Below are 26,462 nucleotides of genomic sequence, written 5' to 3'. Positions count from 1 at the left end.
ACCCGACCGTGACCACAGATGCGCTCCGCCGCCCGTCCCGCAGGTCCGGTCCGTTGTCCGCAAGCGGATGCCGGTGTCATCCGGTCCGCCCCGCACATTGCATCGAAAGGCTGTCGTATGGGCTCGGTGGTCAAGAAGCGCCGCAAGCGCATGGCTAAGAAGAAGCACCGCAAGCTGCTGCGCAAGACCCGCGTCCAGCGTCGCCGTCTCGGCAAGTGAGTCGGTGCCGGGCTGGGCCCGGCACCGTCATCACGTGCCAGCTGTCGACCCTCGGAGGCTTAGGTGATCAAGCCGCGGATGTTCCGGCTCGATCCCGCCTGCCGGGGACGGTGTGCGGCATGACCCCCGGTGGCCCCTCCGGTGCCCCGGGGGTCGTTGTCGTGACCGGGGTCAGCCGCTACCTTGGCGCGCACGTCGCCGCGCGGCTCGCCGCCGACCCGCGGGTCGGGCGGGTTATCGGAGTCGATCCACCCGCGGCAGGTGGGGAGCTCACCGACCTGCTCAACGGGGTCGAGCGGGTCCGGGTGGACGCGGGTTCGATCGGCGGCCTCCTCGCCGACCTCGACGTTGACGCCGTCGTGCACCTGGCCCTGATCAGTGCTCCCGACCCACAGCACGGGGGCCGCGCGGCCATGAAGGAACAGAACATCATCGGCACGATGCAGCTGCTGGCCGCCGCGCAGCACGCGCCCCGGCTGCGCAAGCTCGTCGTCCGCTCCTCGACCGCCGCCTATGGCGCGTCCTTCCGTGACCCGGCGGTCTTCACCGAGGAGACCGAGCCGCGGGAGGTACCGCGCGGTGGCTTCGGCCGGGACATCCTGGACATCGAGGGGTACGTGCGTGGGTTTCGCCGCCGCCGCCCCGACGTGACCGCCACCGTGCTGCGGTTCGCGCCGTTCATCGGCTCGACCGCCGACACCACGCTCACCCGCTACTTCGCCCAACCGCTGGTGCCCACCGTGTTCGGCCGCGACCCGCGGCTGCAGTTCCTGCACTTCGAGGACGCGCTGGAGGTGCTGCACCGCTCGGTCGTGCGGGACCATCCCGGCACCTACAACGTCGCCGGCTCCGGGGTGCTGGCGCTCTCCCAGGCCATTCGACGGGCTGGCCGGGTCGCGGTGCCGGTGCTGGAGCCGGGCCTCTCCGGGGCGGCCGCGCTGGCCCGTACGCTCGGCTTCGGCCGCTACGGGTTGGACCAGGTCGACCTCTTCGTACACGGTCGGGTCGTGGACACCAGCCGGCTCCAGCGGGAGTACGGCTTCACCCCACGCTCGACCGCCGCCGCCTTCGACGACTTCATCCGCGCCCACCGCAACGGGATCGTGGTGACCCGGGAACGCCTCGCCGCCGCTGAGCAGCTGGTGCTCGATGGGGTCCGGCAGGTCCGCTCCGCTGCCGCTGGGGAGCAGTCGTGACCGCCGGGATGCTCTCCGAACAGCCCGGCGATCACTGGGACCGGAAGGTGGCGAGCGGGCTGGCGTTTCTGCGTGGACGCCTCGCCGGCGACTACGAGATCGACGAGTTCGGCTTCGACCCGCAGCTCACCAGGTCCGTGTTTCATCCGCTGGTGCGGCTGCTCTACCGCGACTGGTTCCGCACCGAGGTCACCGGGCTGGAGCATGTGCCCGACGCGGGAGCCGGCCTCGTGGTGGGCAACCACTCCGGCACGGTGGCCCTGGACGCGCTGATCCTCTCGGCGATGATCCACGACCAGCACCCGCAGCACCGGTTTCTCCGCCTGCTCGGCGCGGACCTCGTCTTCCGGGTTCCGGTGGTGTCGGCGGTCGCCCGCAAGGGCGGCGGCACGGTCGCCTGCAACCCGGACGCCGAGCGGCTGCTCGACTCCGGTGAGTTGGTCGGCGTCTTCCCCGAGGGCTTCAAGGGCGTCGGCAAGCTGTACGCGGAGCGCTACAAGCTACAACGATTCGGTCGGGGCGGCTTCGTCTCCGCGGCGTTGCGTACGGGAACCCCGATCGTGCCGGTGGCGATTGTCGGGGGCGAGGAGACCTACCCGATGCTCGCCGATGTTAAGCCCCTCGCCCGACTGCTGAAGCTGCCGTACTTCCCCGTCACGCCGACCTTCCCCTGGCTCGGCCCGCTGGGCATGGTGCCGCTGCCGAGCAAGTGGCTGATCGAGTTCTGCCCGCCGATCATCACCGAGCACCTGACCGACTCGGCCGATGACCCGCTGGTCGTGTTCAACCTCGCTGACCAGGTGCGGGAGACCATTCAGCAGACCCTGCACCGGCTGCTGGAGCAGCGGCCGGACCCGTTCGGCCCCTGACCGGGGGCGCCACCGGCGGCGAGCCCGGGGCGGGCAAATGCGGTTGCGATCGACCGGTGCCCTCGTACGGTGCTCGTTGTGCGGAGAGTCGTCGAGGCGGTCGCGCCAGCTCGGTTGGGCAGTGGGTTCCGTTGGTTGCTGGCCTCGTCGTGGGCGACGAACCTGAGCGACGGGATCGCGGTGGCGGCCGGGCCGCTGCTGGTGGCGTCGTTGACCACCAACCCGTTCCTGGTCGCGCTGGCGGCCCTGCTGCGTTGGGCGCCGCAGCTGGTGTTCGGCCTCTGGGCCGGCGTGCTCTCCGATCGTCTCGACCGGCGGCGGATCGTGCTGGTGGCGAACGCGGTCCGGGTCGGCGCGCTGGGCGTGTTGGTCGGGGCGTTGGTGACCGACCGGGTATCGGTGCCGGTGGTGCTGCTGACGCTGGCACTGCTCGCCGCTGCCGAGGTGTTCGTGGACAACACGACCGGGACGCTGACGCCGATGCTGGTGCGTCGGGAGGACCTGGCGATCGCCAACGCCCGCGTCCTGGCCGGGGTCATCACGCTGAACAAACTGGCCGGCCCGGCGCTCGGGGCCGTCCTCTTCGCGGCCGGTCGGTCCTGGCCCTTCGCCACCAACACGGTTTTCCTCGCGGCCGGACTGCTGTTGGTGTCCCGGGTGTCGCTGCCGCCGCGGGAGCGGGAATCGGCGGGCCAGCCCCGTGATCTGCGCAGTGACATCGGGGCGGGGTTCCGCTTGGCGGTCCGTCATCCGGCCGTTCGGACGCTCTGCCTGACCGCCCTGTTCTTCAACATCACCTACGGCGCCGCCTGGTCCATCCTGGTGCTCTACGCCGAGGCGCGGCTCGGCCTCGGCGCCGTCGGCTTCGGCCTGATCAATACGGCGATGGCGGCCGGCGGGCTGCTCGCCACCGTCGGGTACGGCTGGCTCACCCGCCGGGTGAGCCTCGGGGGCGTCATGCGGGCCGGGCTGATCATCGAAACCCTCACCCACCTCGGTCTCGCCGTCACCACCTCGCCCTGGGTCGCCTCGGGCATCCTCTTCGTTTTCGGGGCGCACGCGTTCGCCTGGGGCGCCACCGCCCTGACCATTCGGCAGCGGGCGGTTCCGATCTATTTCCAGGGTCGGGTCAGCAGCATCTACACCATGAGTGGGTTCGGCGGGCTGGTGGTCGGCGCGGCGCTCGGCGGCCCACTGGTCACCCTGCTCGGGATGACCGGTCCATTCTGGTTCGCCTTCGCCGGCTCGGCGCTGCTCGTCGGTGGGCTGTGGCGTCAGTTCGGCCACCTCGCCCACACCGACGACCCGACGCCAACCCTGGTTCCGGCCGACTCAACCGCCCGGTGACGGCGACGGGAGCGCGTTGGCGGGGGAGCTCACGTCCGGACGGACGAGCGGCGGCGGTGCCGCGCCAGCCCCGCGGTGACCGCTCCGGCGACCAGCCCGACGGCGGCGGTGGACGGGACGGCGATCTTGACCGCCCGGCGCCCGGTACGGAAGTCCCGTACCTCCCATCCGCGTCGGCGGGCCTCCCGCAGCAGCGCGGAATCCGGGTTGACGGCGACCCCTCGGCCGGTCGCGGCGAGCATCGGCAGATCGTTGGCGGAGTCGCTGTAGGCGGTGCAGCGGGAGAGATCCAGCCCTTCCGCCGCGGCGAGCCGGGTCACCGCCTCCGCCTTCGCGGGCCCGTGCATCAGGTCGCCGACCAGCCGTCCCGTGTAGGCGCCGTCAACCACCTCGGCCACCGTTCCGATGGCACCGGTGAGCCCCAGCCGGGCGGCGATCACCCGGCCGATCTCCACCGGCGCGGCGCTGACCAGCCAAACCCGTTGCCCGGCGTCGAGGTGGTCCTGAGCGAGCCGCCGCGCGCCGGCCCAGATCCGGGGCGCCATCAGCTCGTCGAAGATCTCCTCGGCGAGGCGCTCCACTTCCTCCACCTGCCAGCCCTCGACGAACGCGAGCGCGGCCTCCTTGACCTGCGACATGTCGCCGACATGCTCGGTGGCGAGTACCCGGAACCGCAGCTGCTGCCAGGCGAAGCGGAGTAGGTCGCTGGTGGTGACGTAGTTGCGCGCGGCGAGTCCGCGGGCGAACCAGTAGATCGATGCTCCTTGCATCAAGGTGTTGTCCACGTCGAAGAAGGCAGCCGCGGCCCGATCCGGCGGCGGGGTCGGTGCACCGGCGGCCGAACTCCCCGCGGGGAGGGGACTGCGGGTGTCGGTGCTCACCGGCACCTTTCGGCTGGCCACGCGCTCCCCCTCCGGACGACCGGCGCATTCTGCGCCACCTGGCGAGGGTAGCCGGGTGGTGCACCGGGGCGGGCCCGCAACGAGGCAATCGACCCAGGTGTGCCGTGGCCCGTCGCCGGTCGTTGGCTCCGTGGATGGAGTGGGGTCGGCCCGCCTCGGCCGGCGTCAGCGGTTGGCGGGGCAGCTCGCCGGCGTGGGACCGAGCGTGTCGCTGCCGTTCGGCGCGGGCAGGCCACAGTCGATGGCGGCGCGCAGCGCGCCCGAGCGCTCAAGGGCGTCTCCGAGGAGCGCGAGTGAGTGCTCGGTGCGGTCACGGTCGGCGCGGGGCCGGTCGCCCACAAGCTCGCTGACCGCCGTACGCTGCGCGGCGACGAAGGCGTCAACCACGTCCAGTGCTGTCCGGTCGGAGGCCTGCACCGCGGCGGTGGTGAGCAGGCGTACGCCCTGGCGGGTGTCGGCGTCCATATCGTCCAGGACCCCGCTGTAACCGGCCCGGTCGTCGCGCAGTTGGGCCGCCTCGCTCAGGCGGGTCCGCGCGAAGTCCAGGAAGAGCTGCCCCCGGCTGTGGTCCGAGCCGGTCAACGCGAGCTGCGCACGCTCGGTCGACCGCTTCATCCCGTACAGCGCGTCGCCCGGTACCGCGTTCTCACTGGCCGCGGAGATGCCGGAGACGGCGACGGCGCCGGTCGCGATGCCGATCAGGATCGCACCGCGGGCCCGGGCTCGCCGCGCGGTAACGGCGGGGAGCAGGGGGGAGCGGTGTGGCGCCGGGCGTTTTTCGGTCTGGTCGGTGGTGGCCGCCGGGGCGGGTCGGCCGAGGCCCTCGCGTTCGGCGGTGGCCAGCAGCATCGCCCGTAGGCCGGTCCGGAACTCGGCACTGACCTCGACCGTCGGGGCAGCGTCACCAACTTGGTGCCCGACCGCGACGAGGTCGGTGAGCTTTTCGTCAACCCGAGATCGGACGTGGTGTCGTCGGCCGCCGTTCGCTTCGTCGAGTAGTTGCGCGAAACGCCTGGCGCGCCGACGGGAGACAAAGAGGTCGCTGTTCACCGCTGGCACCTCCCTCGCTGGGCGCGGCCGGTTGGCCGCGATCGTCACCGACGACCGAGGACGGTGGGCGTCGCGGGAGGCTCGGGGCCGGCGGTGGGGCCGGAACCGAGAACCCGGGGGACGCCGGGACTGCATCGGTCGCACCCGGATGAACGCGCCGCGCCGGGTCGGGGTTACGGGGCCAGTGGTGGAGAAAAAGCCCGGAAAGTGATGGATGTCATCGGAGCTCGACCTGCCTGGGCGTCACCGCCGCCGCCAGCGTGGTTATGCCCGGAAGCCGTCCGGGAGTAGTCGGGCGAGGGCGCGAACCGCCCGGTACTGCAGGGCCTTGATCGCGCCCTCGTTCTTGCCCATGGCCCGCGCCGTCTCCGCCACCGAGAAGCCTTGGAGGAAGCGGAGCACAATGCACTCCTGCTGCTCCGGGTTGAGCTGCTTGACCGCGCCGAGCAGGGTGACGTTGGTGATGTGCTCGACCACGGCCGCCTCCGGGCTGCCTTCCGGCCCCCGGTCTTCGCGTTCGGCGTCGAGGACGTCGCCGGTGGTTACCTCGAGCCGGTAACGGCCGGACTTAAAGTGGTCCGCCACCAGGTTGCGGGCGATCGTCACCAGCCAGGCCCCGAGGTCTCGGCCCTGCCAGGTGAAGCTACCGATTCGCTTCAGCGCCCGGAGGAAGGTGTCGGAGGTGAGGTCCTCCGCCAGCTGGCGGTTACCGACCCGGAAGTAGACGAACCGGAAGACGGTGTCCACGTACCGGTCGTAGATCAGGCCGAAGGCTTCGGCCTCCCCGGCCTGTGCGCGCTCGACCAGGGCCCAGATCTCGGTGGCCGGGTCGGACGGGTCGGGACGGCTCGGAAAGCCGGTGGCGGGTGTGCTGGCGGGCAGCGCGGGGAGCACCGCCGTGTCGGTGCCGGCGGAGTCGGCGCTGGCGGGTGGGTCGGCGCTCCGGCGGCCCTGTACGGGCATGGCCGGCCGGGCTGGCGAGGCCACCCGGGCCTCGATCGGTTTGGCGTTCGCGCCCGGTGGCCCGCTCCGGGCGGGGGTTTCGTTGGGATGCGGACGGCTGCGTACCCCGTTGTCGCTCCGGGCGGCGAGCCGGCCGTCATCCCGGGGCCCGCGGGGTGTCAGCCGTTCATTCGTCGCGGATCGGGCGGGCGGGTCACCCAGGCCGATTGGCCGCTGCGCGTAGCCGAACGTCGTCATCGGGGCACCTCCGTCCCGCGGCCCGGGTCCCCGGTGAGGTGGGGTCGGTCGGGCACGCATGGTGTGGCTGGGGGCGTTGCCGGTGCGCGGCAGCTCCCCTTGAGGTGCTGGTCCAATGCGCTGTCGGGCACGGGGGCCTCCTCGGGCTGAGGGGTTGTCGACTCACGGAAAACGGGGTGAGCTGACCCGAGTGATGATAAGGGTCAACGTCACCCGCGCGTGGCAAGTCCGTTACACAGGGCCAAAGTATTTCTGGTCGAGTCGCACTGCTGCCGGACCAGTTGTCCGTCGTGTGCGGTTGACTTTCGGATTCCCCGGTGTTTGGGGGAGACGCCCAGGTGGGTCGGGGTGTGGATGATCGCGGCAAGGTGGGTGCCGGCTGGCCGGAGGGGACGAGATGGCGGCAGCGGTCGCCCGTGGTGGCAGGTGGAAGGTGCCACTGGGTCTCACGGCAGGTGACGGTTGATCTCGCGGTACGTGACGGTTAAGTCCCATGGGTAGGACGGGCCGAGGGAGGTCCCGATGCCCGGCGCGCCGCCGGTAGACGCCCCGTGTGCTCTCTCGGCGCCGGTGCGGGCGGTCGTTGTCCGCTGTGCCAAACTCGACGGCTGGGCAGGAGGTGGCCGGCGTCGGTGTGAACGCTTCCCGCGCGAGGTGAAGCTGGTGCTCGCCGGTCACCGAGGTGTGGCGCAGGGCGGTACTGGGTGTGCCGCATCTCGCCAACGGCGAAACTGTCCACGCGTACGCGCCGCAAGACCCTGCTCCGGTCGTCGGGCCGGGGCCGTCCCCACGGAGGAGACCGATGCGTGAACCCCGCCTCACCCTGCTCACCCGGCCTGGTTGCCACCTCTGCGAAGACGCGAAGGCGGCGCTGGAACGGGTGGTGTCGGTCACCAACGACCGGTGGGTGGAGAAGGACGTCACCAACGATGTGGAGCTGGAGCGCGAGTACGGGGACCGGCTGCCGGTGGTGCTGCTCGACGGCAAGGAGCACGGCTACTGGCGGGTCGAGGAGGAGCGGTTGCTCCGCGATCTGACCACTCCTCAGCTCTGAGGCTGCCAGGTAGGGTGCGGCGATGAGTTCTGCGCACCCGCACCTGGTCTGGGACTGGAACGGAACCCTGCTCAACGATCTGGACCTGATCGTGGCTTCGACCAATGTCGCCTTCGCCAGCGTCGGTGGGCCGGCGGTGACCGCCGACGAGCATCGGGTTCGGTTTCGCCGACCGATCGCGGACTACTACGCCGAGGTGCTCGGGCAGGCCGTGGACGAGGCGGCGTTCGGCCAGCTGGACAAGATCTTCCACGAGGCGTACCTGGACGGGCTGACCACCTGCGCGCTGGCGCATGACGCGGTGGACGCGATTTCGTCCTGGCCCGGAAGCCAGTCGTTGCTGTCCATGTGGTTCCACGAGGCTCTGGTGCCGACCGTGCAGACCTACGGGCTGACCAAGCACTTCCTGCGGGTCGACGGGCTCCGGACCGAGGTCGGTGGGGACCGGAAGGCCGAGTCACTGACCCGGCACCTGGCCGAGCTGGGGCAGGACGGCCGGGATGTGGTGCTGATCGGCGACTCGCTCGACGACGCCGAAGCGGCCCGATCGGTCGGGGGCCGCGCGGTCCTCTACGCCGGGGGCCTCACCGACCCCGCCCGGCTGCGGGCCTCCGGCCATCCGGTCGCGGAGACCCTCACCGAGGCGGTCGCGCTGGCCCACCTGCATTGATCATGCGCTTGCCTCAGCCGCGGAGGTAGGCCAGGACAGCGCGGACCCGGCGGTGCTGCTCGACGTCCGGCGGGAGGTCGAGCTTGGTGAAGATGTTGCGGACGTGCTTCTCGACCGCGCCGTCGGTCACCACCAGCGTGCGGGCGATCGCGGTGTTGGAGTGGCCCTCGGCCATCAAACCCAGTACCTCACGTTCGCGCGGGGTCAGGTCCCGCAGCGGATCGTCGCGGCGGCGGCGGGCGAAGAGCTGAGTGATCACCTCGGGGTCGAGGACGGTGCCCCCGGCGGCGACCCGGTCCAGCGCGTCGAGGAACTCGCCGATCGCGGCCACCCGGTCCTTGAGTAGGTAGCCGACCCCGGCCCCGGTGGCCAGCAGGTCGTCGGCGTAGGAGACCTCGACGTACTGGGAGAGCACCAGGATCGGCGTCGCCGGCACCAGAGCACGTGCCTGCACGGCGGCTCGGAGCCCTTCGTCGGTGTGCGACGGCGGCATTCGTACGTCAACGATCGACACGTCGGGGCGGTGGGTGACCACCGCCTGCACCAGGGCGTCGCCGTCACCGACGGCGGCCGCCACCTGATGGCCGCGTTCGGTGAGGAGTCGGATCAGCCCTTCTCGGAGCAGGACGGCGTCATCAGCGATCACGATCCGCATGGCTGCGTTCCTACCACTTTCCGGTCGTCGCGGGGAGTTCGGCGCGGATCTCGGTGGGGCCGCCGGCGGGGCTGGTCACGTGGAGTTGCCCGCCGGCGGCCCGGACCCGATCCGCGATGCCGACCAGCCCGTGCCCCTTGGCCAGGTGTGCGCCGCCCTGGCCGTCGTCGTCGATGCCCACCCGAAGTCGCCGTCCGGCCCGTTCCACGAGTACCCGGCACTCGGTGGCCCGGCTGTGCTTGGCGACGTTGGTGAGCGCCTCGGCGACCACGAAGTACGCGGTGCTCTCCACGGCCGGGTCGAGCCGGCCGCCGGGCTCGCCGAGCCCGGCGTCAACCTGTAGCTCGATCGGGATCAGCCCGCGTCCGGCCAGCGCCGCGAGGGCGCTCGGTAGCCCACGGTCAACCAGGATGGGCGGTGCGATGCCCCGGGACAGCGCACGCAGCTCGGTGAGGGTCTCCCGGGTCTGGTCAACCGCCTCGTCGAGGGTGTGCCCGGCCGCTACCGGATTGTTGGAGAGCTGCTCGCGGGCCCGGCTGAGATCCATCGCGAGTCGGACCAGCCGTTGCTGTGGCCCGTCGTGGATGTCGCGCTCCAGCTTGCGCAGCGCGTGCGCCTCGGCGGAGGCGAACGCGCGTTTTTGTTCTTCGAGGGTGGTGATCCGATTTCGTAGCTCGGCCACGCCGGTGAGTAGGGCGCGGGCCAGGCCACCCTCGGTCCGCGCGCACGCGCGGGCCACCAGCGGCAGGGTGAGCAGGGCGAAGAGACCGATGGCGGTGTACAGGAAGATCCGGGCGCCGGCACCGTCACCCATCCCGAGGAGCTCACTGAGGGAAGTGCTGTCCGGGCCGTGCGGCAGATACCGGTCATATATCGGGTAGCAGACGCCGGCGAGCGCCACGGACCACCAACTGACCAGGATGGCGAAGGCGGGAGCCGCCACCAGCAGCTTGCTGAACGCGTGGAGCAGGTCGAGCCAGGACTGCGGATCGCGTACCGGCGCCAGGGCCCGGCCCCAGAAGCCGGCATTCGGATCGGGGCTCCGGTAGACCGGGCGGATCCGGGGCATGCTCAGCACCGAGGGCAGCCAGAGTCGTTCGAGGTCGGCCAGGACGCGGACGGCGTAGAGCGTTCCGGTCAGGATCGGCAGGCCCAGCGTGGTCACCAGCAGGCCGAGGCTGAGGGAGATCCCGGTGGCGGCCAGGACGATGCCGACCAGGGCGAGGGGCAGGCCGGAGAGGACGTAGCCGGAGTCGCGCAGGAGCTGGCGGAGCAGGGTGCGCGGCGGGCTGGAGGTGGGGGTGGCGGCCACGCGTGCAGCGGTCATCCCCCGAGGCTAGGCAGTTAGACCGAAGCCACCCATCCTGCCCGCCGCCGAAATTCTGGAGGTGCTGGCGCTACCACCCTGGGGAGAGCGCGCGGTGCTATCACGCCGGTCGGGAAGTGGGGGCGACGCGCCCCCGTGTGATTGGTCAGAGAAGTCGTAATTGAGTAATAATCGCCGGACGGCGTGGGCGGAGTCGAGACATTGATCTTGTGGAACGGGGGGACGGGTGGAGTCGCGTCGTGGGCGACCAAGATCGCGATTTGTGCGTGTCTTCACAAGCGCTTACTCTGTAGTTCCGACCCGCCCCGCTAGCACAGCCGGTCTCCTCGGTGGCCAGCGGGAGTCCCGACCCGGCCCGGCGGAGTTGGCCCAGGATCCCACTGCACGGAGTTTCATGAGTCAGCACCGTCCGCCCGGCGCGCCCGAACGCCCGGTCGCCGTGCCGGCGTTGCCGGACCTGCCGGAGGCGACCGTCGCCCGACTTCCCGAGTACCTCCGCGCCCTGCATAACCTGGCTGAAAACGGTCACGAGACAGTTTCCAGCGAATGGTTGGCCACGGCCGCGGGAGTAAACTCCGCCAAGCTCCGCAAGGATCTGTCGCACCTTGGTTCCTACGGCACCCGGGGTGTCGGCTACGACGTAGCCCTGCTGATCGATCAGATCGAGTACGTTCTGGGGCTCACTCAGCGCCGGTCGGTCGCCCTGGTCGGGGTGGGTAATCTCGGTCATGCCCTCGCTGGCTACGACGGTTTCGCCACCCGTGGCTTCCGCATCGCCGCGCTCTTTGACGCCGACCCCGGCCGGGTCGGTGAGGAGATCAACGGTCTGGTCGTCCAACATGTGGACGAGCTGTCCCGGGTCGCCACCGAGGAGTCGATCGCGATCGGCGTGATCGCCACCCCGGCCGCCGCCGCGCAGCGGGTCGCCGACCGCCTGGTCGCCGGCGGAGTGACCAGCATCCTGAACTTCGCGCCCTGCGTGCTTACGGTGCCGGACGGGGTTGACGTCCGTAAGGTCGACCTCGCCATCGAGCTGCAGATCCTGTCCTTCCACGAGCACCGCAAGGCATCCCAGACCGCACTCCCCGCCGCCGGCGAGGCCGCCCTCCCCTCATTGCCGGGTAACCTCGCCGCCACCAACCCCCAGGAGGCGATCGGCACGTGAAACTGCTCGTCGTCGGCGCGTCTTACCGCACCGCCCCGGTCGCCGCCCTGGAGCGACTCGCGGTCGCCCCCGCCGACCTCCCCCGTGTCCTGACCCACCTGGCGGCGCAGCCGTACGTGAGTGAGGCGGTGCTCGTCTCCACCTGTAACCGGGTGGAGGTATACGCCGTCGTATCCGGGTTCCACGGCGGCCTGGGTGACATCTGCGCCGTCCTGGCCGAGTCGACCGGCTGCCAGCCGGCGGCCCTCGCCGACCACCTGTACGTGCACTTCGACGTCGCGGCGGTCAACCACGTCTTCCGGGTCGTCACCGGGCTGGACTCCATGGTTGTGGGCGAGGCCCAGATCCTCGGCCAGCTCCGCGACGCGTACCACCGGGCAGCTGAGGCCGACACCGTTGGCCGCCTGCTGCACGAGCTGATGCAGCAGGCGCTCCGGGTGGGGAAGCGGGCCCACTCCGAGACCGGCATCGACCGGGCCGGGCAGAGCGTCGTCACGGCCGCGCTCGGCCTCGCCACCGAGCTGCTCGACAGTGACCTAGCCGGCCGTCCCGCGCTGGTCGTGGGGGCGGGAGCGATGGGCTCGCTGGGCGTGGCCACCCTCACTCGGTCGGGTGCCGGTCCGGTCACCGTGACCAACCGGGGCGCCGACCGAGCCGCCCGGCTGGCCGGGTCGTACGGCGCGACCGCCGTTCCGATCGCCGACCTCACCGAGACGATTTCCACAGTGGATATCGTAGTGGCTGCCACGGCCGCCCCCGAGGCGGTCCTCACCCGCGCGGTGGTGACTGCGGCACTCGCTGGTCGGGATCCATCCCGGGGGCCGCTGGTCCTGCTGGACCTGGCTGTCCCGCGGGACGTCGAGCCGGGCGTGGCCGACCTGCCCGGCGTCCAGGTGATCGACATCGACCGGATGGCGGCACTGGTCGCCGACGGCCCCGTCGCCGCCGACGTCGCCGCGGCGGAGCAGATCGTCGCCGCCGAGGTCAACGCCTTCCTCACCTGGCTGCGGGGAGCTGACGTCGCGCCGACCGTGGCCGCCCTGCGGGGCCGTGCTGACGACGTGGTCACGGCCGAGTTGGGCCGGCTCGCCCAGCGTTGTCCGGACCTGACCGACAACCAGCGGGCCGAGGTCGCCCGGACGGTGCACCGGGTCGTCCAGCGGCTGCTGCACCAGCCGACCGTACGGGTCCGCCAGCTCGCTGCCGAGCCCGGCGGCGACCAGTACGCGGCGCTGCTGCGCGAGCTCTTCGACCTGGAGGTGTCGCAGACCTCCCCGGTCGGCACCGTGCCCGATGTGATGGCGCCCGACGTTGACCCCCAAATCGGCGGTGACGCCGAGCCGCTCCCCACCGGAGGTGAGTGATGAAGGTCCCCCTACGCCTCGGTACTCGGGGCAGCGCCCTGGCCATGGCCCAGTCCGGGCAGGTCGCGGCGGCCCTCACCGCGGCCACCGGCACCCCGGTGGAGCTGGTCGAGGTGGTGACCACCGGTGACCGCTCCGCGGCCCCGGTGCACCGGCTCGGTGTCGGCGTGTTCGTCTCCGCGCTGCGGGACGCCCTCGCCGCGGGCACCATCGACTTCGCGGTGCACTCGTACAAGGACCTGCCGACCGCGGCGGCCCCCGGCCTGTACGTCGCCGCCGTCCCGGCCCGGCAGGACCCGCGGGACGCGCTGGTGGCCACCGGCGGTCGTACCCTCGCCGAGCTGCCGCCCGGCGCCCGGGTCGGCACCGGTGCGCTGCGTCGCATCGCCCAGCTGCACGCGCTCGGGCTTCAGCTTGAGGTCCAGCCGATCCGGGGTAACGTCGGTACCCGGCTGGCGCGCGTGCTCGGGCCGGAGGCCGACCTGGACGCGGTGGTCCTGGCGCGGGCCGGGCTGGCCCGCCTGGATCGCACCGACACGATCACCGAGACGCTCGACCCGATGCTGATGCTGCCCGCTCCCGCCCAGGGCGCGCTGGCGGTGGAGTGCCGGTCCGACGATTCGGCTCTGGTCGAGCTGCTCACGGTACTCGACCACGCACCGTCCCGCGCCACGGTCGTCGCGGAGCGGGCGCTGCTCGCCACCCTGGAGGCCGGGTGCAGTGCCCCGGTCGCCGCCTACGCCGAACTCGCCGAAGGCGACGTCGGTGAAGAGATCTACCTGCGCGGGGCGGTGATCAGTCCGGACGGCACTCGTGACCTCCGGCTGTCCCGCACCGGAACGCCCGCCGACGCGGTGGAGATCGGTAAGGCCCTCGCCACCGATCTGCTCGACCTCGGCGCCGACTCGATCCTCGGCCAGCAACGGAACCTTGGCCCGGGGACCCAGCAATTTGGGAGCACAGTATGACCCGCACCCGTAAGCCCGTAGGCCGCATCGCGTTCGTCGGGGCCGGTCCCGGCGATCCGGGCCTGCTGACCCGCCGGGGATACGACGCCCTGGTCAGCGCCGACCAGGTGGTATACGACCGGGGAGTCCCCGAGGCGTTGCTCGATGTCGTCCGGGCGCAGGCGAAGCAGGAGGCTCAGCTAACCCTGGCCGAGGGCGGATCGGGCGACGTGGCGAAGGCTCTGATCTCGGCGGCCCGCTCCGGGCTGAACGCGGTGCACCTGGTCGCCGGTGACCCGTTTGGACACGAGGCGGTGGTCCGGGAGGTGCAGGCGGTCGCCCGGACCGCCGGCCAGTTCGAGGTGGTCCCGGGCGTCGGCCAGGCTGAGGGAGTGGCGACCTATGCGGGTGTGCCGCTGCCCGGGGTCCGGACGGCGGCCGACGTCGAGGACGTCACCACGCTCGACTTCGAGGCGCTGGCCGCCGCCGTCATCCGGGGACCGTTGGCCCTCGCGGTGGACGCCGGGGATCTCGCCGCGATCCGGGATGGGTTGCTCGCCGCCGGAGTCGACGACGCGACCGTGGTCGGTGTGACCGGCGACGGCACCGGCGAGACCCAGTACACGACCACGTCAACGGTGGACTCCTTCGTCGCGGCGGCGCTCGGGTTCACCGGCCGGGTGGTGCTCACCCTCGGCGAGGGCGTCGGCCAGCGGGACAAGCTCAGCTGGTGGGAGAACCGCCCGCTGTACGGCTGGAAGGTGCTCGTCCCACGGACCAAGGAGCAGGCGGGGGTGATGAGCGCCCGACTGCGCGCATACGGCGCGATCCCCTGCGAGGTGCCGACCATCGCGGTCGAGCCGCCGCGTACCCCCGCGCAGATGGAGCGGGCGGTCAAGGGACTGGTCGACGGCCGGTACGCCTGGGTGATCTTCACGTCGGTGAACGCGGTCCGGGCGGTCTGGGAGAAGTTCGCCGAGCACGGCCTCGACGCCCGGCACTTCGGCGGCGTGAAGATCGCCTGCATCGGCGACGCGACCGCCGACGCGGTGCGCGCCTTCGGGATCCGGCCGGAGCTGATCCCCGCCGGGGAGCAGTCCTCGGAGGGGCTGCTGGCCGAGTTCTCGCCGCACGACGAGGTACTCGACCCGGTTGGTCGGGTGCTGCTGCCGCGCGCCGACATCGCCACCGAGACGCTCGCCGCCGGGCTCACCGAGCGCGGCTGGGAGGTTGACGACGTGACCGCCTACCGGACGGTTCGGGCGGCTCCGCCGCCGGCCGAGATCCGCGACGCGATCAAGTCGGGTGGGTTCGACGCGGTGCTCTTCACCTCGTCGTCCACGGTCCGGAATCTGGTCGGCATCGCCGGGAAGCCGCACGCGCGCACCGTTGTTGCGGTTATTGGGCCCAAGACGGCGGAGACCGCCACCGAGTTCGGCCTTCGGGTTGACGTGCAGCCACCGCACGCCTCGGTCCCCGACCTGGTGGAGGCGCTGGCCGGCTACGCCGTCGAGCTGCGCGAGAAGCTCGCCGCGATGCCGGCGAAGCAGCGGCGCGGCTCGAAGGTGCAGGGGCCGACCGCCCTCCGGTTCCGCTGACCCTGGAGGACCCGTGCCATATCCCGAGCATCGACCCCGGCGGCTGCGTCGCAGCCCGGCCCTGCGGCGGCTGGTCGCCGAGACCCGCGTCGACCCGGCCGAGTTGGTCGTACCGTTGTTCGTCAAGGAGGGGCTGACCGAGCCCCGGTCCGTGCCGTCCCTGCCGGGGGTGCTCCAGCACTCCCGGGAGTCGCTGCGCAAGGCCGCGGTCGCGGCGGTCCAGGCCGGAGTTGGCGGGATCATGCTCTTCGGGGTGCCGGCTGACCGGGACGAGCTTGGCTCCGGTGGGGCCAACCCGAACGGCATCCTGAACGCCGCCATCCGGGACGTCGTCTCCGAGGTGGGCGACGCCACCGTGGTGATGAGCGACCTCTGCCTGGACGAGTTCACCTCGCACGGCCACTGCGGTGTGTTGGCGTCCGACGGGTCGGTGGCGAACGACGCCACCCTCGCCGCGTACGCCGAGATGGCGGTGGCGCAGGCGCAGGCCGGGGTGCACGTGGTCGGGCCGTCCGGAATGATGGACGGTCAGGTCGGCGTGGTCCGGCGGGCGTTGGACGCCGCCGGCCACCAGGACGTGGCCATCCTCGCCTACACGGCGAAGTACGCGTCCGCGTTCTTCGGCCCGTTCCGGGACGCGGTGGAGTCGACGCTGGACGGCGACCGTCGGACCTACCAGCAGGATCCGGCGAACCTGCGGGAGTCCCTGCGCGAGGTGGCGCTGGACGTGGCCGAGGGCGCCGACATGGTGATGGTCAAGCCGGCGCTGCCGTACCTCGACGTGGTCGCCGCGGTCCGGGCCGCCGTTGACGTGCCGGTCGCCGCCTACCAGGTCTCCGGCGAGTACGCGATGGTCGAGGCGGCTGCCGCGAACGGCTGGATCGACCGCGAGCAGACGATGCTGGAGACGCTCACCTCGATCCGTCGCGCCGGAGCGCAGCTCATCCTCACCTACTGGGCGGTCGAGGCCGCGCAGCTGCTGCGCCAGCGCTACTGACGCCGCCGCGCCCGGCCGGCCCGCCGCCGGCAGCCGGGTCCGCAGCACCGCAACGGCCCGCCGGCCCGGTACTCGACCGGGCCGGCGGGCCGTGCCGCTTCCAAGGCCGCCGGTGCGGACTTCTTCAAGTCGGCCGGTCGCCGGTGGCGACGTCGGTGGCGGCCGAGGTCGCCGGCGGCGATGTCAGTGGCGGCCGAGGTCGCCGGCGGCGATGTCAGTGGCGGCCGAGGTCGCCGGCGGCGACGTCAGTGGCGGTCAGTCGTCGTTGACGATGGTCCCGGTGCCGAACGGATCGGCGATCCGGAGCCCAGGGCCCCCCACCACCAGCAGAGTCAACCTCTCGTCGGTCTCTCGCTTCCGGTCGCCGTGCACCGACACCGGGAAGGTCAGCGTTGTCTGACCCGCCGGCAGCGTCTGGCAACCGGCGTACGACCGGTAGTCAACGCCCGGCCGGGCGCTTCGACCCAGGGTCAGGGCGCAGAGCAGGGTCGGCTCGGAGAGGGGACGCGAGACGGTGACGGTGAAGGTCAGCTCGCTGCGGCCCCGATCGCCCTCGACCACCGAGGCGTCGGCGACGGTCAGCGTCGGGCGGGACCGGAACCGGGCCACCTGCGGATCGTGGTCGCTGGCGCCGCGCGAGCCGTCCCCCGCGTAATCCGCCGGCCAGTCGGCGTTGATGTGCGCGGCCCGCATCTGCACCAGATCAGCGTGGAGCGCCGCGGTGACGAAGAGGTGGTCCAGCGTCTGGGCCTGGCCGGCGAAGCTGTACGAGTAGGCGGACGACGGCGCGTCGGCGAGCAGATCATCCCAGAGGTTGCGCAGCCCCGCCTCGTACAGGGGAGCGAGCTGGTCCGACGGGGTCGGGTCCGCGGCCGTCGCGATCGGATCGTCGGGACGGGGAAAGACGTTCAGGTCCCCGCCGAACACCACTCGGGCGTCCGGGTCCGCCGCCGTGACCGCGGAGACGATCGCCGCGCCGTACGCCGCCTGCTCCCGGCGCTGCCCCACCCGGCGGTCGGGGCCGGACGAGTAGTGGTTGCTGGCCGCCCAGAGCGTCAGCCGTTCTCCCGAACCGGGGGCGGCCTCGATGGTGAACCGGCCGAGCTGCGGTGCACGGGTGAAGACGTTGTCGCCGTCCTTGCCGGTGCTGGTGTCCACGTCGGGCGGCAGGACCGCGTTGAGTGCCTTGGGATTCTGCACATCGGCGTTGGACGGCAGCCCGGGCGCGCGGTACTGGACGGTCGGGGTGGCGCCGAGTAGTGGATCGTCGGCGGTCGCCTCGGCCAGCGCGACCCGGTCGGTGCGGTAGAGGAAGGCCGAGGTGATGCCCCGGGCGTCGGCGCCGCTGCGGTCGTAGGCCGCCGCGTAGGCCGGGCCTCCGTTGTCGGCGATGGTCAGCGCGAGCTCCTGGAGCGAGTCCGGAGCGCCGTCGGCGTCGTCGGTGTTACCGCAGACCAGCGTGCCGCCGTCAACCACGCAGATGTCCTGGTCCTCGGTCTCCTGGACCAGGATCAGGTCGGGGGAGTGCAGGTCGTTGGTGATCTGGTCGGCGAGCGCGGCGAGTTGGTCCCGGTACGCCTGCTCGCTGCCCGGCACGTAGTCGAACGGCGGTCGTACGCCGGCGCAGCCGTCGTTCCCGGCGAAGTCGCAGCCGTCGAAGGGGTCGTCGCGGAAGTCGTAGAGGTTCTCCACGTTGTACGCGGCGACCGCGTACTCCGTTGACCGCTGGGCCGGCTGCGGCGGGTGGTTCGTCGCCGGGTCGGTGCCGGCCGCGAAAGCCGCGGACTCGACCTGGACGCCGTACTTCTGGAACGAGTAGTAGAGGCCGCCCACCGCGTCGGCGGTCAGCGTGTCGAAGGTGCGTGCCGGTGGGAGCAGCGTGGTGTTGTCGCCGCTGGCGGCCTTGACGCCCAGGCTGCCCAGCATGATCCGCTGGCCGTTGCCGTCGTCGAAGATCTCGGTGGGGTCGTTGTCCAGCGGGTGGGCGTCGCGGAACACCCGGCGGGTGTCCGGGTCGCTCCGGTCCAGGAGCGGGTCATCCCGGTCGACCAGCCAGGTCTCGGCGTCGGCGCTGGAGGCGAAGACGGTGCGCCCGCTCACGGTCTGACTGTCCGCGCGAACCCGCAGCCGGGCCCCCTCGTGCCGCTCCCAGAAGCGCTCCGCGTCGGCCAGGTCGGCCGGGGGTACCGCGTCGGTCACCGCGACCACCTGGTCCACGTCCAGCCCGGTGGAGATCCGCCGGACCAGCGAGGCGCTGGAGAGCTGCGTCATGTGGTAGTACTCGGAGACCCGGGCGTGGAGCACCACCTCGTCGCCGACGGTCGGCACGTAACCGCCGATGAGCGACGTGTTCGAGCCCATGAAGACGAAGATGCCGTCGGAGCTGGCGGGGTCGCCGTCGGTCGCGTCGGCGCGGCTCTGGAGGAAGAACCCGTGCTGGTCCTGGCCGGCGGAGTCGCGGGCGAGGGTGCGCTGGGTGACCACTCCGCGGACGTCGTACCGCACGCTGCTGGCACCGTTGCCGCTGGCCGGCGCGAGCGGCGAGCGGTCGGTGCCACCCTCCTCGGCGTCGGTGGTCGGGCCCTGCACCTCGCCGACCGTCAGCTCCCGGGTGGCCTGCACCGGCAGGGTGCAGGTCGCGGTGGTGCCGTCGGTGTCGGTCGCCGTCAGGACCACCGAGTACGCCCCGGCGGCCAGGTCGGCGCTTGCGCTGACGGTGGCCCGGGCGGTGCCACCGACCGCTCCGGCCGGGGTGAACTCCGTCCGGCTGATCGCGCCGGTGGCCGGCGTCGGGGAGACTGACGTGACCGCCAGGTCGACGATCTCATCGTCCGGGTCGGTCGCGGTGACCTCCCGGGACGCCGCGGTGCCCGCCGGCGTGACCAGGGGATCGCCGCAGCTGACGGTGGCGGGGATGTCTACCGGACCGTCGCCGAGGTGGTGCGCGCCGAGCCCGTCCACCGTGTCGGTGTCGAAGCCGGCCCACTCGGTGGCCGGGTCGAAGCTGTCACCGGGGTCGGTGTCACCCGAGGCGATGCTGCTGAGCCGGCGGAGGGTGTGGTTGGCGGTGCTGGTCAGGCCGGTGCCCCACCCGCTGCCCGGATCAACGCCCACCTGGCCGATCGCGTCGAGTACGGTGCCGTCGCGGCGCAGCACGACCGCGTCGTCGCCGTTGAAGAGTCCGGCACCGGTGACCTGGTCGGCCTGGGCGAGGATCGCCGCGTTCGCCGATGAGTGGGCGAAGACGAAGACGTCTCCCGCCGCAACCGTGCCGGTCAGGGCGATGGTGCTCGGCGTGGTGGAGCCGTTGAAGTAGAGCAGCAGTTGGTAGCCGCCGGTGGCGAGGTCGACCGGGGCGCCGGTGCCGTTGAAGAGCTCGATCGCCTTGTTGTTGGACGAGCCTTCGACGTACTCGGAGATGAACAGGTCGGTTGGGGCGGCGCTGGCGGCCTGGGGCGTGACCCCGACGGCCGCGAGGCTCGCGGTAGCGGTGACGGTGGCGAAGACGGCGAGTGCCCGACGCGGGCGCATGGAGCCTCCACGGTGGGTGGATGGGAACGAGCGAAGGTTAGAGGGTGCGCCCTACCTCGCTCTATCCTCTGAAGGGCCCGATGGTGAATTATTGGCGCGTGGCGTCGCGTCGGTGCACCAACTCGGCAACGTCAACGCTGTACTCGTACCACTCCCGGTCAGGGCGGTAGCCCAGCTCGGCGTTGACCTTCAGCATCGCCTCGTTGTCCTGCGCGTTCCAGGTCTGCACCTCGGTGAGCATCGGCTCGGCCGAGCGTAGCTCCAACAGCATCCGGGCCTTCATCGCCCGGTCGATGTCGTGCCCGCGGTGCGCCGGTACGACGATCGTGTCGTACTGGTCGGCCCGGGTCGGATGCTGCGCCGGCACCACCACCTCGGTCAGCCCGGCTACCTCCCCGGTCTGCTTGTGCAGCGCGAGGACGATGTACGGGGTCATCCCCCGTCGGTGCAGGCAGTCGAGGCTGTCCCGGAGCCGCTGTGGGTCGTATGAGCTGGGGCGGAGCTCGCCCTCCTCGACGTCGCGCGCCTCCGCCTTGGCCCGCGCGTACGCGTCGATGAGCTGGTCGGGCAGCCCGCCGGGATGGAACTGGATGTCGTACCCCGAGCTGACGCCGTCGGCGGTCCTGCCCAGCTCCGCCCAGTCCACTCCGGCCAGGTGGAGCACGCTGCGGGTTTCGACGAACTCTCGGGTGAAGCCGAGCGCCTGGAAGAAGGCGACGGCCGGGGTGTCGCCGACCACCTCCACGCCGATCGTCTGAAACCCCTCCTGGTAGACCCGGCGGGCAGCGGCCAGGACCAGCTCGCGGCCGAGACCGCTGCGGCGCGCCGACGGGTGCACCAGCACCTCAAGCACGCCGATGCTGCCGAGCAGGAGCACGTTGACCATCCCCGGTATGGCCACCCCGCCGGGCCCGACCGGGTCGGCCTCGGCCACCCAGGCGATTCGTCGTTCGCCCGGCATCATCTCGGTCAGATACTCCCGCAGGAAGCTCCCCTGCCAGGGCGGGTCCTGCGGCAGATCGGCGGCGAGGACCGCGTTCAACGTGTCCAGCAGGGACACCATCTCGGCGGACGACGCGGCCTTAAGATCACATTCGCGCATCATCACCCGTCTAGCTTGCCGCCTACCGCTGCTCGGGGGAAGTAGGGGAGTCCCCGGAAACGTGGATGATCACGTCAGCCCCGGCTTGCCTGCCCGTACTGGTTGGCCTTGTCGAAGACGTCCTGGGCGTACTGCCGCACGTTGTTGTACGACAGGATGGCGTTCCACCAGTCGGTGCCGGTGGTCAGGTTCCGGCCGCCCTTGCACAGGTAGTTGGCGGCGGCCATGGCGGCGTCGTCGATGTCGTGTGGGTCCTTGCGGCCGTCGTTGTCCGCGTCGGCCCCGATCTCCTCCCAGGTGGTCGGAATGAACTGCATCGGCCCGATCGCCCGGTCGTAGGTGGTGTCCTGGTCCAGCGCGCCGCGGTCGGTGTCGCGGATCAGCATCCGTCCGCCCTGCCCGTCCAGTGGCAGGCCGATGATCTCCGGGGCCGCCCGCCCATCCGTGCCGAGCCGGGCGTTGTTGGCCTGCCCGTGCGCCGACTCGACGTGCCCGATCGCGGCGAGCGTGGTCCAGCGCAGGCCGCAGCTGGGGTTGGTCTGGGCGAGGACCAGTTCGGCGTAGCCGTAGGCCTGTAACGCGACCGGTGCGATGCCGACCTTCGCGCCGGTCTGGGCTGCCCAACTCGTGAGCGTGTCGGCGGGACGGCCGAGGTTGGGGGGTGGGGCGGTCAACGTGGCGTCGGAGGGGGGCAGGGCGCCGGCGGATGACAGTCCGTCCGGCGCGGACTGCGTCGCGCCGGCGATGGCGCCAGCGTCGTCCTGGCCGGGGCGCACCACGGCGGGCAACAGCAGGGCGCCGGCCGCCACGGTCGCCGCGACCAGGAGCAGCAGGAAGCCGCCAGGGAGGGTGAGCTGGCCGCTGGGGCGGCGCGACCAGCGGTGGATCGATCGTGCTGCGCCGACCGCCAATCGGGTGGGTGAGACCCGGAGGGCGTGCGCGAAGGGGACCCGGCGGCGCCGGGCGCTCGCGGGCCGGGTCGGCTCCGCCGGCTCGGTGGGACTTGACGGCTCCTTCTCGTTGGCGGGGTCAGCCTTGGTGGGACTTGACGGCTTGTCCTCGTCGGCGGGGCCAGCGCTGGTGGGACTTGACGGCTTGTTCTTGTTGGCCGGGTCAGCGTCGGGGTGGGAGGGTGCGTTGGAATCTGTCGCCGTACCGGTGGGGTCGACCCGCGTCAGCTCTGCGTCTGGGTCCGTCTGCGGTTGCCGCCACGGTCGGCGCGGCCGGGGCACCGGCCCGGGCCGTCGACCGGCGGCCACGCCGGATCCACTCTGCGCTCCCCCACCCGGTATGGCCGGGCGCAGGGGCCGGAGGGTCTGGTTCTCCTCGCCGTCCACCACCAGTCGAGTATTACCCATGTTCGGTTGGTCGTCCGGAGCGGTCGTAGGCTGCAAGCATGCCCCGATACGAGTTCCGTTGCCGCGTCTGCGGCGGCACCTTCGAGGTCAATCGGCCGATGGCCCGGGCCGCTGAGCCGGCCCGCTGCCCGCAGGGGCACGACGAGACGGTCAAACTCCTTTCCACCGTCGCGACAATTGGCCGTAGCGGATTTGGCGGTAACGCTCCCAGCGCAGGTGGGGGCTGCTGCGGCGGGGGCTGCGGCTGCTAAACCGGTTTCGATTCGTCAACGTCTCACCCGCGCTTGCCGACGCCGGCGCGGAGTGGCACTTTGGAGCAGAACCGGGCCGTCATTCTCGCGATATGTGACGGACTGGATTCAGGCAGCATGAACCAGACGTCCTGGGCGGAGGTTCCACGCATGTCGCCACGGATCCACCTCCCGACCGGGTGGGTGACCTTCGTCTTCACCGACATTGAGGGCTCCACCCGGCTGGCCCAACTGCTCGGGCCGGACTACCGGCCAGTGCTGCGGGAACACCGGCGCCTACTGCGCCGGACCATCGTCGCCACCAAGGGGGCGGAGCTGCTCACCGAGGGTGACTCGTTCTTCCTGGCCTTTGCCGACGCGTCCGCCGCGCTGACCGCCTGCCTGGCCGCCCAACGTGCCCTGACCAGCTACGACTGGCCAACCCCGGACGCCACCCCGCGGGTGCGGATGGGGCTGCACACCGGGTGGGCGGAGCCCCGTGACGGCGAGTACGTGAGCGCGGAGGTGCACCGGGCCGCTCGGATCGCCGCCGCTGCGCACGGTGGACAAGTGCTCTGCTCCGCGGCGACCGCGCGGCACGCCCACCCGTTGCCCGGCGGCGCCTCCCTACTCGACCTGGGCCTGCACCGACTGCGTGGCTTCGACGACCGGGAACGCCTCTTCCAGCTGACCGCCGCCGATCTGGAGCAGCAGTTCCCGCGTCCACGCACCGCGGACGCGGCGGCGCACAACCTGCCTACCCCGGTTACCTCGTTCGTTGGTCGGCAGGCCGAGTGGGCCGAGCTGCGCCGGTTGGTGGAGAGCTACCGCCTGGTCACGGTGGTCGGCGCGGGGGGATCCGGCAAGACCCGGCTGGCGGTGGAGCTCGCCGCCGACCTGGTCGAGTCCCATCCGGACGGTGTCTGGTTCGTTGATCTCGCCACGGTGGCAGAGCCGGGGCTGGTGGCGTACGCGGTCGCTGCCGGGCTCGGCCTCCGTCCGGAACCGGGCCGCTCGATGGTGGACACCCTGGTGGAGTACGCCGCTGCCCGCCGGATGCTGATGCTGCTGGACACCGGGGACGCCCAGTTGTCGGCGTCCGCCCAGGTGATCTCCCAGCTGCTCGCCGGTGGGGTGGGGGTGCGGGTGCTCGCGACCAGCCGGGAGTCGTTCGGACTTCCCGGCGAGGTGGTGTGGCGAATTCCTCCACTCTCGGTCGACCCACCGGTGGCCGGAGCGGAGAGCGACGCGGTTGCCCTGCTGCTCGATCGCGCCACGGCGGCACGGGGCGGCCGGCGGCCCGACCCGGCGGAGTGGGTGGACCTACGCCGGGTCGTACGGCGATTGGATGGCCTGCCGCTCGCCATCGAACTGGCCGCTGCCCGGCTGCGGGTGCTCTCGGTCGGGCAGCTCGCCGACCGTCTCGACGACGTTCTGGGCGCCCTCGACGCCGGCCGGGGTGATTCCGAGACCGGGCTTGCCGTGCGGCATTACAGCATGCGGGCGAACCTCCGCTGGTCGTACCAGCAGCTGGACCCGGGGGCGGCCCGGCTGCTGCGCTGGCTGGCGGTGTTCGCCGGGCCGGTGGATCTGGCAGCGGTGGAGTGGCTGTTGGACGGCGACCAGCTCGATCCGCTGTCGGTGCTGGTGGAGAAGTCGATGGTGTTGGCCGAGCCGGAGATCGGTGGTAGCACCTATCGGATGCTCGACCCGATCCGCGCCTACGCGGCCGGCCGGTTGGTGGCGGCGGGTGAGGAGCCGGCGGCGCGGAATCGACACGTGGCCTGGTCCGCACACGCGTTACAGCGGTTGGGCTTGGGGCCGGACGGCCGGCCGGTAACGCTCTCGCTGCACGCGTTCGACCCGCTCGCCGGGGAGTTGCGAGCCGCGCTTCGTTGGTGCGCGACGGGCGGTAGCGCCCGGGCGGGGCTCGCGCTCGTCGTCGGGATGGACCAGTGGTGGCGGGAGCGGGGCCTGGCCGGGAAGGGCCGGCTCTGGTTGTCCCGGCTGTATGACCGGAGCGTCGAGACCGGTGAGCGCATCCCGGACGTGGAGCTGGCGGCGGCGCGTCACGCGCATTCGCTGCATGCGGGGGCGGACGGCGACTTCGGCGCGGAGCTGCGCCTGTCGGAGCAGGCGGAGACGGTGGCCCGCCGGGCCGGCGATGCCGGACTGCTGGCCCGGGTGCTGGCCAGCCGGGCGGCTCCCCTGGTTGACCTGGGGCAGTTCGCCGAGGCGGAACAGGTGTGCCGGGAGGTCATTGACTGGGCACAGCGGCAGGAGGTGGTGGACGACGCCCTCTTCGCCGTCCTCAGCCTGGCGGAGTTGCTGTGGCGTCGGGGTGCCTTGGACGAGGCGGCGGAGCTGCTCGGCGCGGCCCGCCCGGTCGAGGCGGGACGCCCGGTGGAACGGGGCCGCCGGACGGTGGACATGCTGCTTGGCCTGGTGGCGCTCGCTCGGGGTGACCTGATCGCCGCGCACGAGCACCTGTTGGCCTCGCTGCGGTCCCGGATGGCGCACGGTTTCCACCGCCGTGCCTGTGACACGATGCAGGCGATCGCGGTGCGTTGTGCCGCGGGGGGCGATCCGTTGACCGCCGCCCGTCTCTTCGGCGCGGCCCAGGCGCGGGGGGCCGCCCTGGGCGCGGTGCCGGGCATCAACGGCGAGTACCTTGCGCGGTGGCAGGCGCAGGTGCGCGCGGCGCTCGGCGATGTCAGCTTCGACCGGACGTACGGTGAGGGCGCGGGGTTGGGCCTTCGAGAGGCGGCGGCGGTTGCCCTCGGCGTCGAACACCCGGACCTGGCCGCTGATTCGACCCGTTTCGCCGCTGGAGTCGCCCCATCCGCGCTGACCAGCCCCTTGGAGCGGCCACTTCGCGCCCCGAGTGCGCCCGATCCCACCCGGGTCGGTCCCGAGCCCGACTGAGCTCAGGCGAAGAAGCGGGCCAGGTGGGCTGGGGTGGGGGCGGGCCCATCGGGCGGTAGGAGGGTCAGGTCGGCGAAGATGCTGGCCCCGTCACAGCCGGCGTGCAGGGGGTACCAGCGCGGAGCGTCCGGCGGGCGTTGGAAGCAGATGCCCTTGATGGTCTGGATGTCGAGCAGCCGTACGTGGGTGGGGTCGGCGACCGCGTTGACATGTCCCCACCAGGGACTCATCACGTGCAGGACGCCACCGGGTCGGAGCACCCGGTGCGCCTCGTCCACCAACGGCAAAAAGTCGATCAGGTGCTCCAGGATGTGGACGGCGAAGAAGACGTCCACCGAGTTGTCGGCCAGCGGCAGGGTTCGCGACAGGTCGGCTACCGCATCGACCCCGACCGCGGGGTAGATGTCCAGGCCCAGGTTGTCCGGCCACTGCTTGGTCCCCCCGCAGCCCAGGTCCACCACGACCGGATTCCGGTCCCCGACCCGGACCCGGGCCCAGATGGCCAGGACCCCGGCGAGCCGGCCGACCCGGTCCCGCACCAGACGTAGGTCCTCCGGCTCCGCGACCTCTCCGGTCAGGTGGGCTACGCCCCGGTCGAATTCCACCTCGACAGCAAGATCGCGCAGCCGGCTGTCGTGCCGCGCCTGGTCTGTCCAGGCCTCGGCGAGGAATTCGTCAACCGCCCGCAGCCGTTGGGCTGAGGGCGGGTTCACTGTCAGCGCGACCATGGCCCACCTCCGGCGGCCCGTTACCCGG

22 protein-coding genes are annotated in these 26,462 nt (G+C 71.8%); 13 read left to right on the top strand and 9 right to left on the bottom strand.

The features are described 5' to 3' along the window. Positions 1-117 precede the first annotated feature (117 nt). From SALPAC3_RS27095 to SALPAC3_RS0112325, 4 genes are all read left to right on the top strand, one after another. Positions 118-219 (top strand): 30S ribosomal protein bS22, encoded by a 102-nt coding sequence (locus SALPAC3_RS27095; protein ID WP_007465623.1) that lies wholly within the window; start codon positions 118-120, stop codon positions 217-219. Between the two features lie 119 nt (positions 220-338). After that, entirely contained in the window at positions 339-1,415 is a 1,077-nt protein-coding gene (locus SALPAC3_RS0112335; RefSeq protein WP_018221541.1) for an NAD-dependent epimerase/dehydratase family protein, read from the top strand. 8 nt (positions 1,416-1,423) lie between these two features. Then, positions 1,424-2,284, top strand: a complete 861-nt coding sequence (locus tag SALPAC3_RS0112330; RefSeq protein WP_085981343.1) for a lysophospholipid acyltransferase family protein — start codon at positions 1,424-1,426, stop codon at positions 2,282-2,284. Positions 2,285-2,353: 69 nt separating this feature from the next. Further along, entirely contained in the window at positions 2,354-3,631 is a 1,278-nt protein-coding gene (locus tag SALPAC3_RS0112325) for an MFS transporter (protein ID WP_033662302.1), read from the top strand. 29 nt (positions 3,632-3,660) lie between these two features. Here the strand turns inward: SALPAC3_RS0112325 and SALPAC3_RS0112320 are convergent, their stop codons facing one another. From SALPAC3_RS0112320 to SALPAC3_RS0112310, 3 genes are all read right to left on the bottom strand, one after another. Then, positions 3,661-4,533 carry an HAD family hydrolase gene (locus SALPAC3_RS0112320; RefSeq protein WP_018221538.1) on the bottom strand — a complete coding sequence of 291 codons (873 nt, stop codon included), beginning with the start codon at positions 4,531-4,533 and terminating at the stop codon, positions 3,661-3,663. A gap of 165 nt (positions 4,534-4,698) precedes the next feature. Beyond that, positions 4,699-5,583: a DUF5667 domain-containing protein gene (locus SALPAC3_RS0112315; protein WP_018221537.1), complete on the bottom strand. Its 885-nt coding sequence runs from the start codon at positions 5,581-5,583 to the stop codon at positions 4,699-4,701. A gap of 264 nt (positions 5,584-5,847) precedes the next feature. Then, complete coding sequence (locus tag SALPAC3_RS0112310) at positions 5,848-6,783, bottom strand: ECF subfamily RNA polymerase sigma factor, BldN family (protein ID WP_018221536.1); 936 nt, start codon at positions 6,781-6,783, stop codon at positions 5,848-5,850. Positions 6,784-7,585: 802 nt separating this feature from the next. Here SALPAC3_RS0112310 and SALPAC3_RS0112305 point away from each other — a divergent pair. Together SALPAC3_RS0112305 and SALPAC3_RS0112300 are read left to right on the top strand one after the other, a co-directional pair. Beyond that, positions 7,586-7,837: a glutaredoxin family protein gene (locus SALPAC3_RS0112305; RefSeq protein ID WP_018221535.1), complete on the top strand. Its 252-nt coding sequence runs from the start codon at positions 7,586-7,588 to the stop codon at positions 7,835-7,837. 22 nt (positions 7,838-7,859) lie between these two features. After that, complete coding sequence (locus SALPAC3_RS0112300) at positions 7,860-8,507, top strand: HAD family hydrolase (RefSeq protein ID WP_018221534.1); 648 nt, start codon at positions 7,860-7,862, stop codon at positions 8,505-8,507. A 13-nt stretch (positions 8,508-8,520) separates the two neighbouring features. Here the strand turns inward: SALPAC3_RS0112300 and SALPAC3_RS0112295 are convergent, their stop codons facing one another. Next, positions 8,521-9,162 (bottom strand): response regulator transcription factor, encoded by a 642-nt coding sequence (locus SALPAC3_RS0112295; RefSeq protein ID WP_018221533.1) that lies wholly within the window; start codon positions 9,160-9,162, stop codon positions 8,521-8,523. 10 nt (positions 9,163-9,172) lie between these two features. Next, positions 9,173-10,489 carry a sensor histidine kinase gene (locus SALPAC3_RS0112290; protein ID WP_018811559.1) on the bottom strand — a complete coding sequence of 439 codons (1,317 nt, stop codon included), beginning with the start codon at positions 10,487-10,489 and terminating at the stop codon, positions 9,173-9,175. A 394-nt stretch (positions 10,490-10,883) separates the two neighbouring features. On the opposite strand from SALPAC3_RS0112290, the gene SALPAC3_RS0112285 reads away from it, so the two are divergent. The 5 genes from SALPAC3_RS0112285 to hemB are packed head-to-tail and all read left to right on the top strand — an operon-like array spanning position 10,884 to position 16,560. Next, positions 10,884-11,654, top strand: a complete 771-nt coding sequence (locus tag SALPAC3_RS0112285; protein ID WP_018221531.1) for a redox-sensing transcriptional repressor Rex — start codon at positions 10,884-10,886, stop codon at positions 11,652-11,654. Beyond that, entirely contained in the window at positions 11,651-13,018 is a 1,368-nt protein-coding gene (locus SALPAC3_RS0112280; protein WP_018221530.1) for a glutamyl-tRNA reductase, read from the top strand. Before SALPAC3_RS0112285 ends, SALPAC3_RS0112280 begins: the two co-directional genes overlap by 4 nt. After that, positions 13,018-13,986 carry a hydroxymethylbilane synthase gene (gene hemC, locus SALPAC3_RS0112275; RefSeq protein ID WP_018221529.1) on the top strand — a complete coding sequence of 323 codons (969 nt, stop codon included), beginning with the start codon at positions 13,018-13,020 and terminating at the stop codon, positions 13,984-13,986. The genes SALPAC3_RS0112280 and hemC overlap by 1 nt, the downstream gene beginning before the upstream one ends. Beyond that, positions 13,983-15,563 carry a bifunctional uroporphyrinogen-III C-methyltransferase/uroporphyrinogen-III synthase gene (locus SALPAC3_RS0112270; RefSeq protein WP_018221528.1) on the top strand — a complete coding sequence of 527 codons (1,581 nt, stop codon included), beginning with the start codon at positions 13,983-13,985 and terminating at the stop codon, positions 15,561-15,563. The genes hemC and SALPAC3_RS0112270 overlap by 4 nt, the downstream gene beginning before the upstream one ends. A gap of 13 nt (positions 15,564-15,576) precedes the next feature. After that, positions 15,577-16,560, top strand: coding sequence for a porphobilinogen synthase (hemB, locus tag SALPAC3_RS0112265; protein WP_018221527.1), 984 nt, complete (start codon positions 15,577-15,579; stop codon positions 16,558-16,560). Between the two features lie 255 nt (positions 16,561-16,815). Here hemB and SALPAC3_RS0112260 read toward each other — a convergent pair whose 3' ends face one another. The 3 genes from SALPAC3_RS0112260 to SALPAC3_RS0112250 form a co-directional block, all read right to left on the bottom strand. Further along, positions 16,816-20,091: a lamin tail domain-containing protein gene (locus SALPAC3_RS0112260; RefSeq protein WP_018221526.1), complete on the bottom strand. Its 3,276-nt coding sequence runs from the start codon at positions 20,089-20,091 to the stop codon at positions 16,816-16,818. 88 nt (positions 20,092-20,179) lie between these two features. Further along, positions 20,180-21,196 carry a GNAT family N-acetyltransferase gene (locus tag SALPAC3_RS0112255; RefSeq protein ID WP_018221525.1) on the bottom strand — a complete coding sequence of 339 codons (1,017 nt, stop codon included), beginning with the start codon at positions 21,194-21,196 and terminating at the stop codon, positions 20,180-20,182. Between the two features lie 71 nt (positions 21,197-21,267). Then, positions 21,268-22,551, bottom strand: a complete 1,284-nt coding sequence (locus tag SALPAC3_RS0112250; protein ID WP_196233944.1) for a lytic murein transglycosylase — start codon at positions 22,549-22,551, stop codon at positions 21,268-21,270. A gap of 38 nt (positions 22,552-22,589) precedes the next feature. Here SALPAC3_RS0112250 and SALPAC3_RS27085 point away from each other — a divergent pair, with 38 nt between their 5' ends. Both SALPAC3_RS27085 and SALPAC3_RS0112240 read left to right on the top strand, forming a co-directional pair. After that, on the top strand, positions 22,590-22,802 hold the full coding sequence (locus SALPAC3_RS27085) for an FmdB family zinc ribbon protein (protein WP_026185493.1): 213 nt from the start codon (positions 22,590-22,592) through the stop codon (positions 22,800-22,802). Positions 22,803-22,919: 117 nt separating this feature from the next. Continuing rightward, positions 22,920-25,706 (top strand): ATP-binding protein, encoded by a 2,787-nt coding sequence (locus tag SALPAC3_RS0112240; protein ID WP_018221523.1) that lies wholly within the window; start codon positions 22,920-22,922, stop codon positions 25,704-25,706. Positions 25,707-25,708: 2 nt separating this feature from the next. Here SALPAC3_RS0112240 and SALPAC3_RS0112235 read toward each other — a convergent pair whose 3' ends face one another. Beyond that, entirely contained in the window at positions 25,709-26,434 is a 726-nt protein-coding gene (locus SALPAC3_RS0112235; RefSeq protein WP_018221522.1) for a methyltransferase domain-containing protein, read from the bottom strand. Between the last annotated feature and the right edge of the window lie 28 nt (positions 26,435-26,462).

It is taken from the genome of Salinispora pacifica DSM 45544, assembly GCF_000378845.1.
In the GTDB taxonomy this organism is placed as follows: Bacteria; Actinomycetota; Actinomycetes; order Mycobacteriales; family Micromonosporaceae; genus Micromonospora; species Micromonospora pacifica.
Note: the sequence above shows the minus strand (reverse complement) of the source record. Positions and strands in the feature narration are given on the sequence as shown.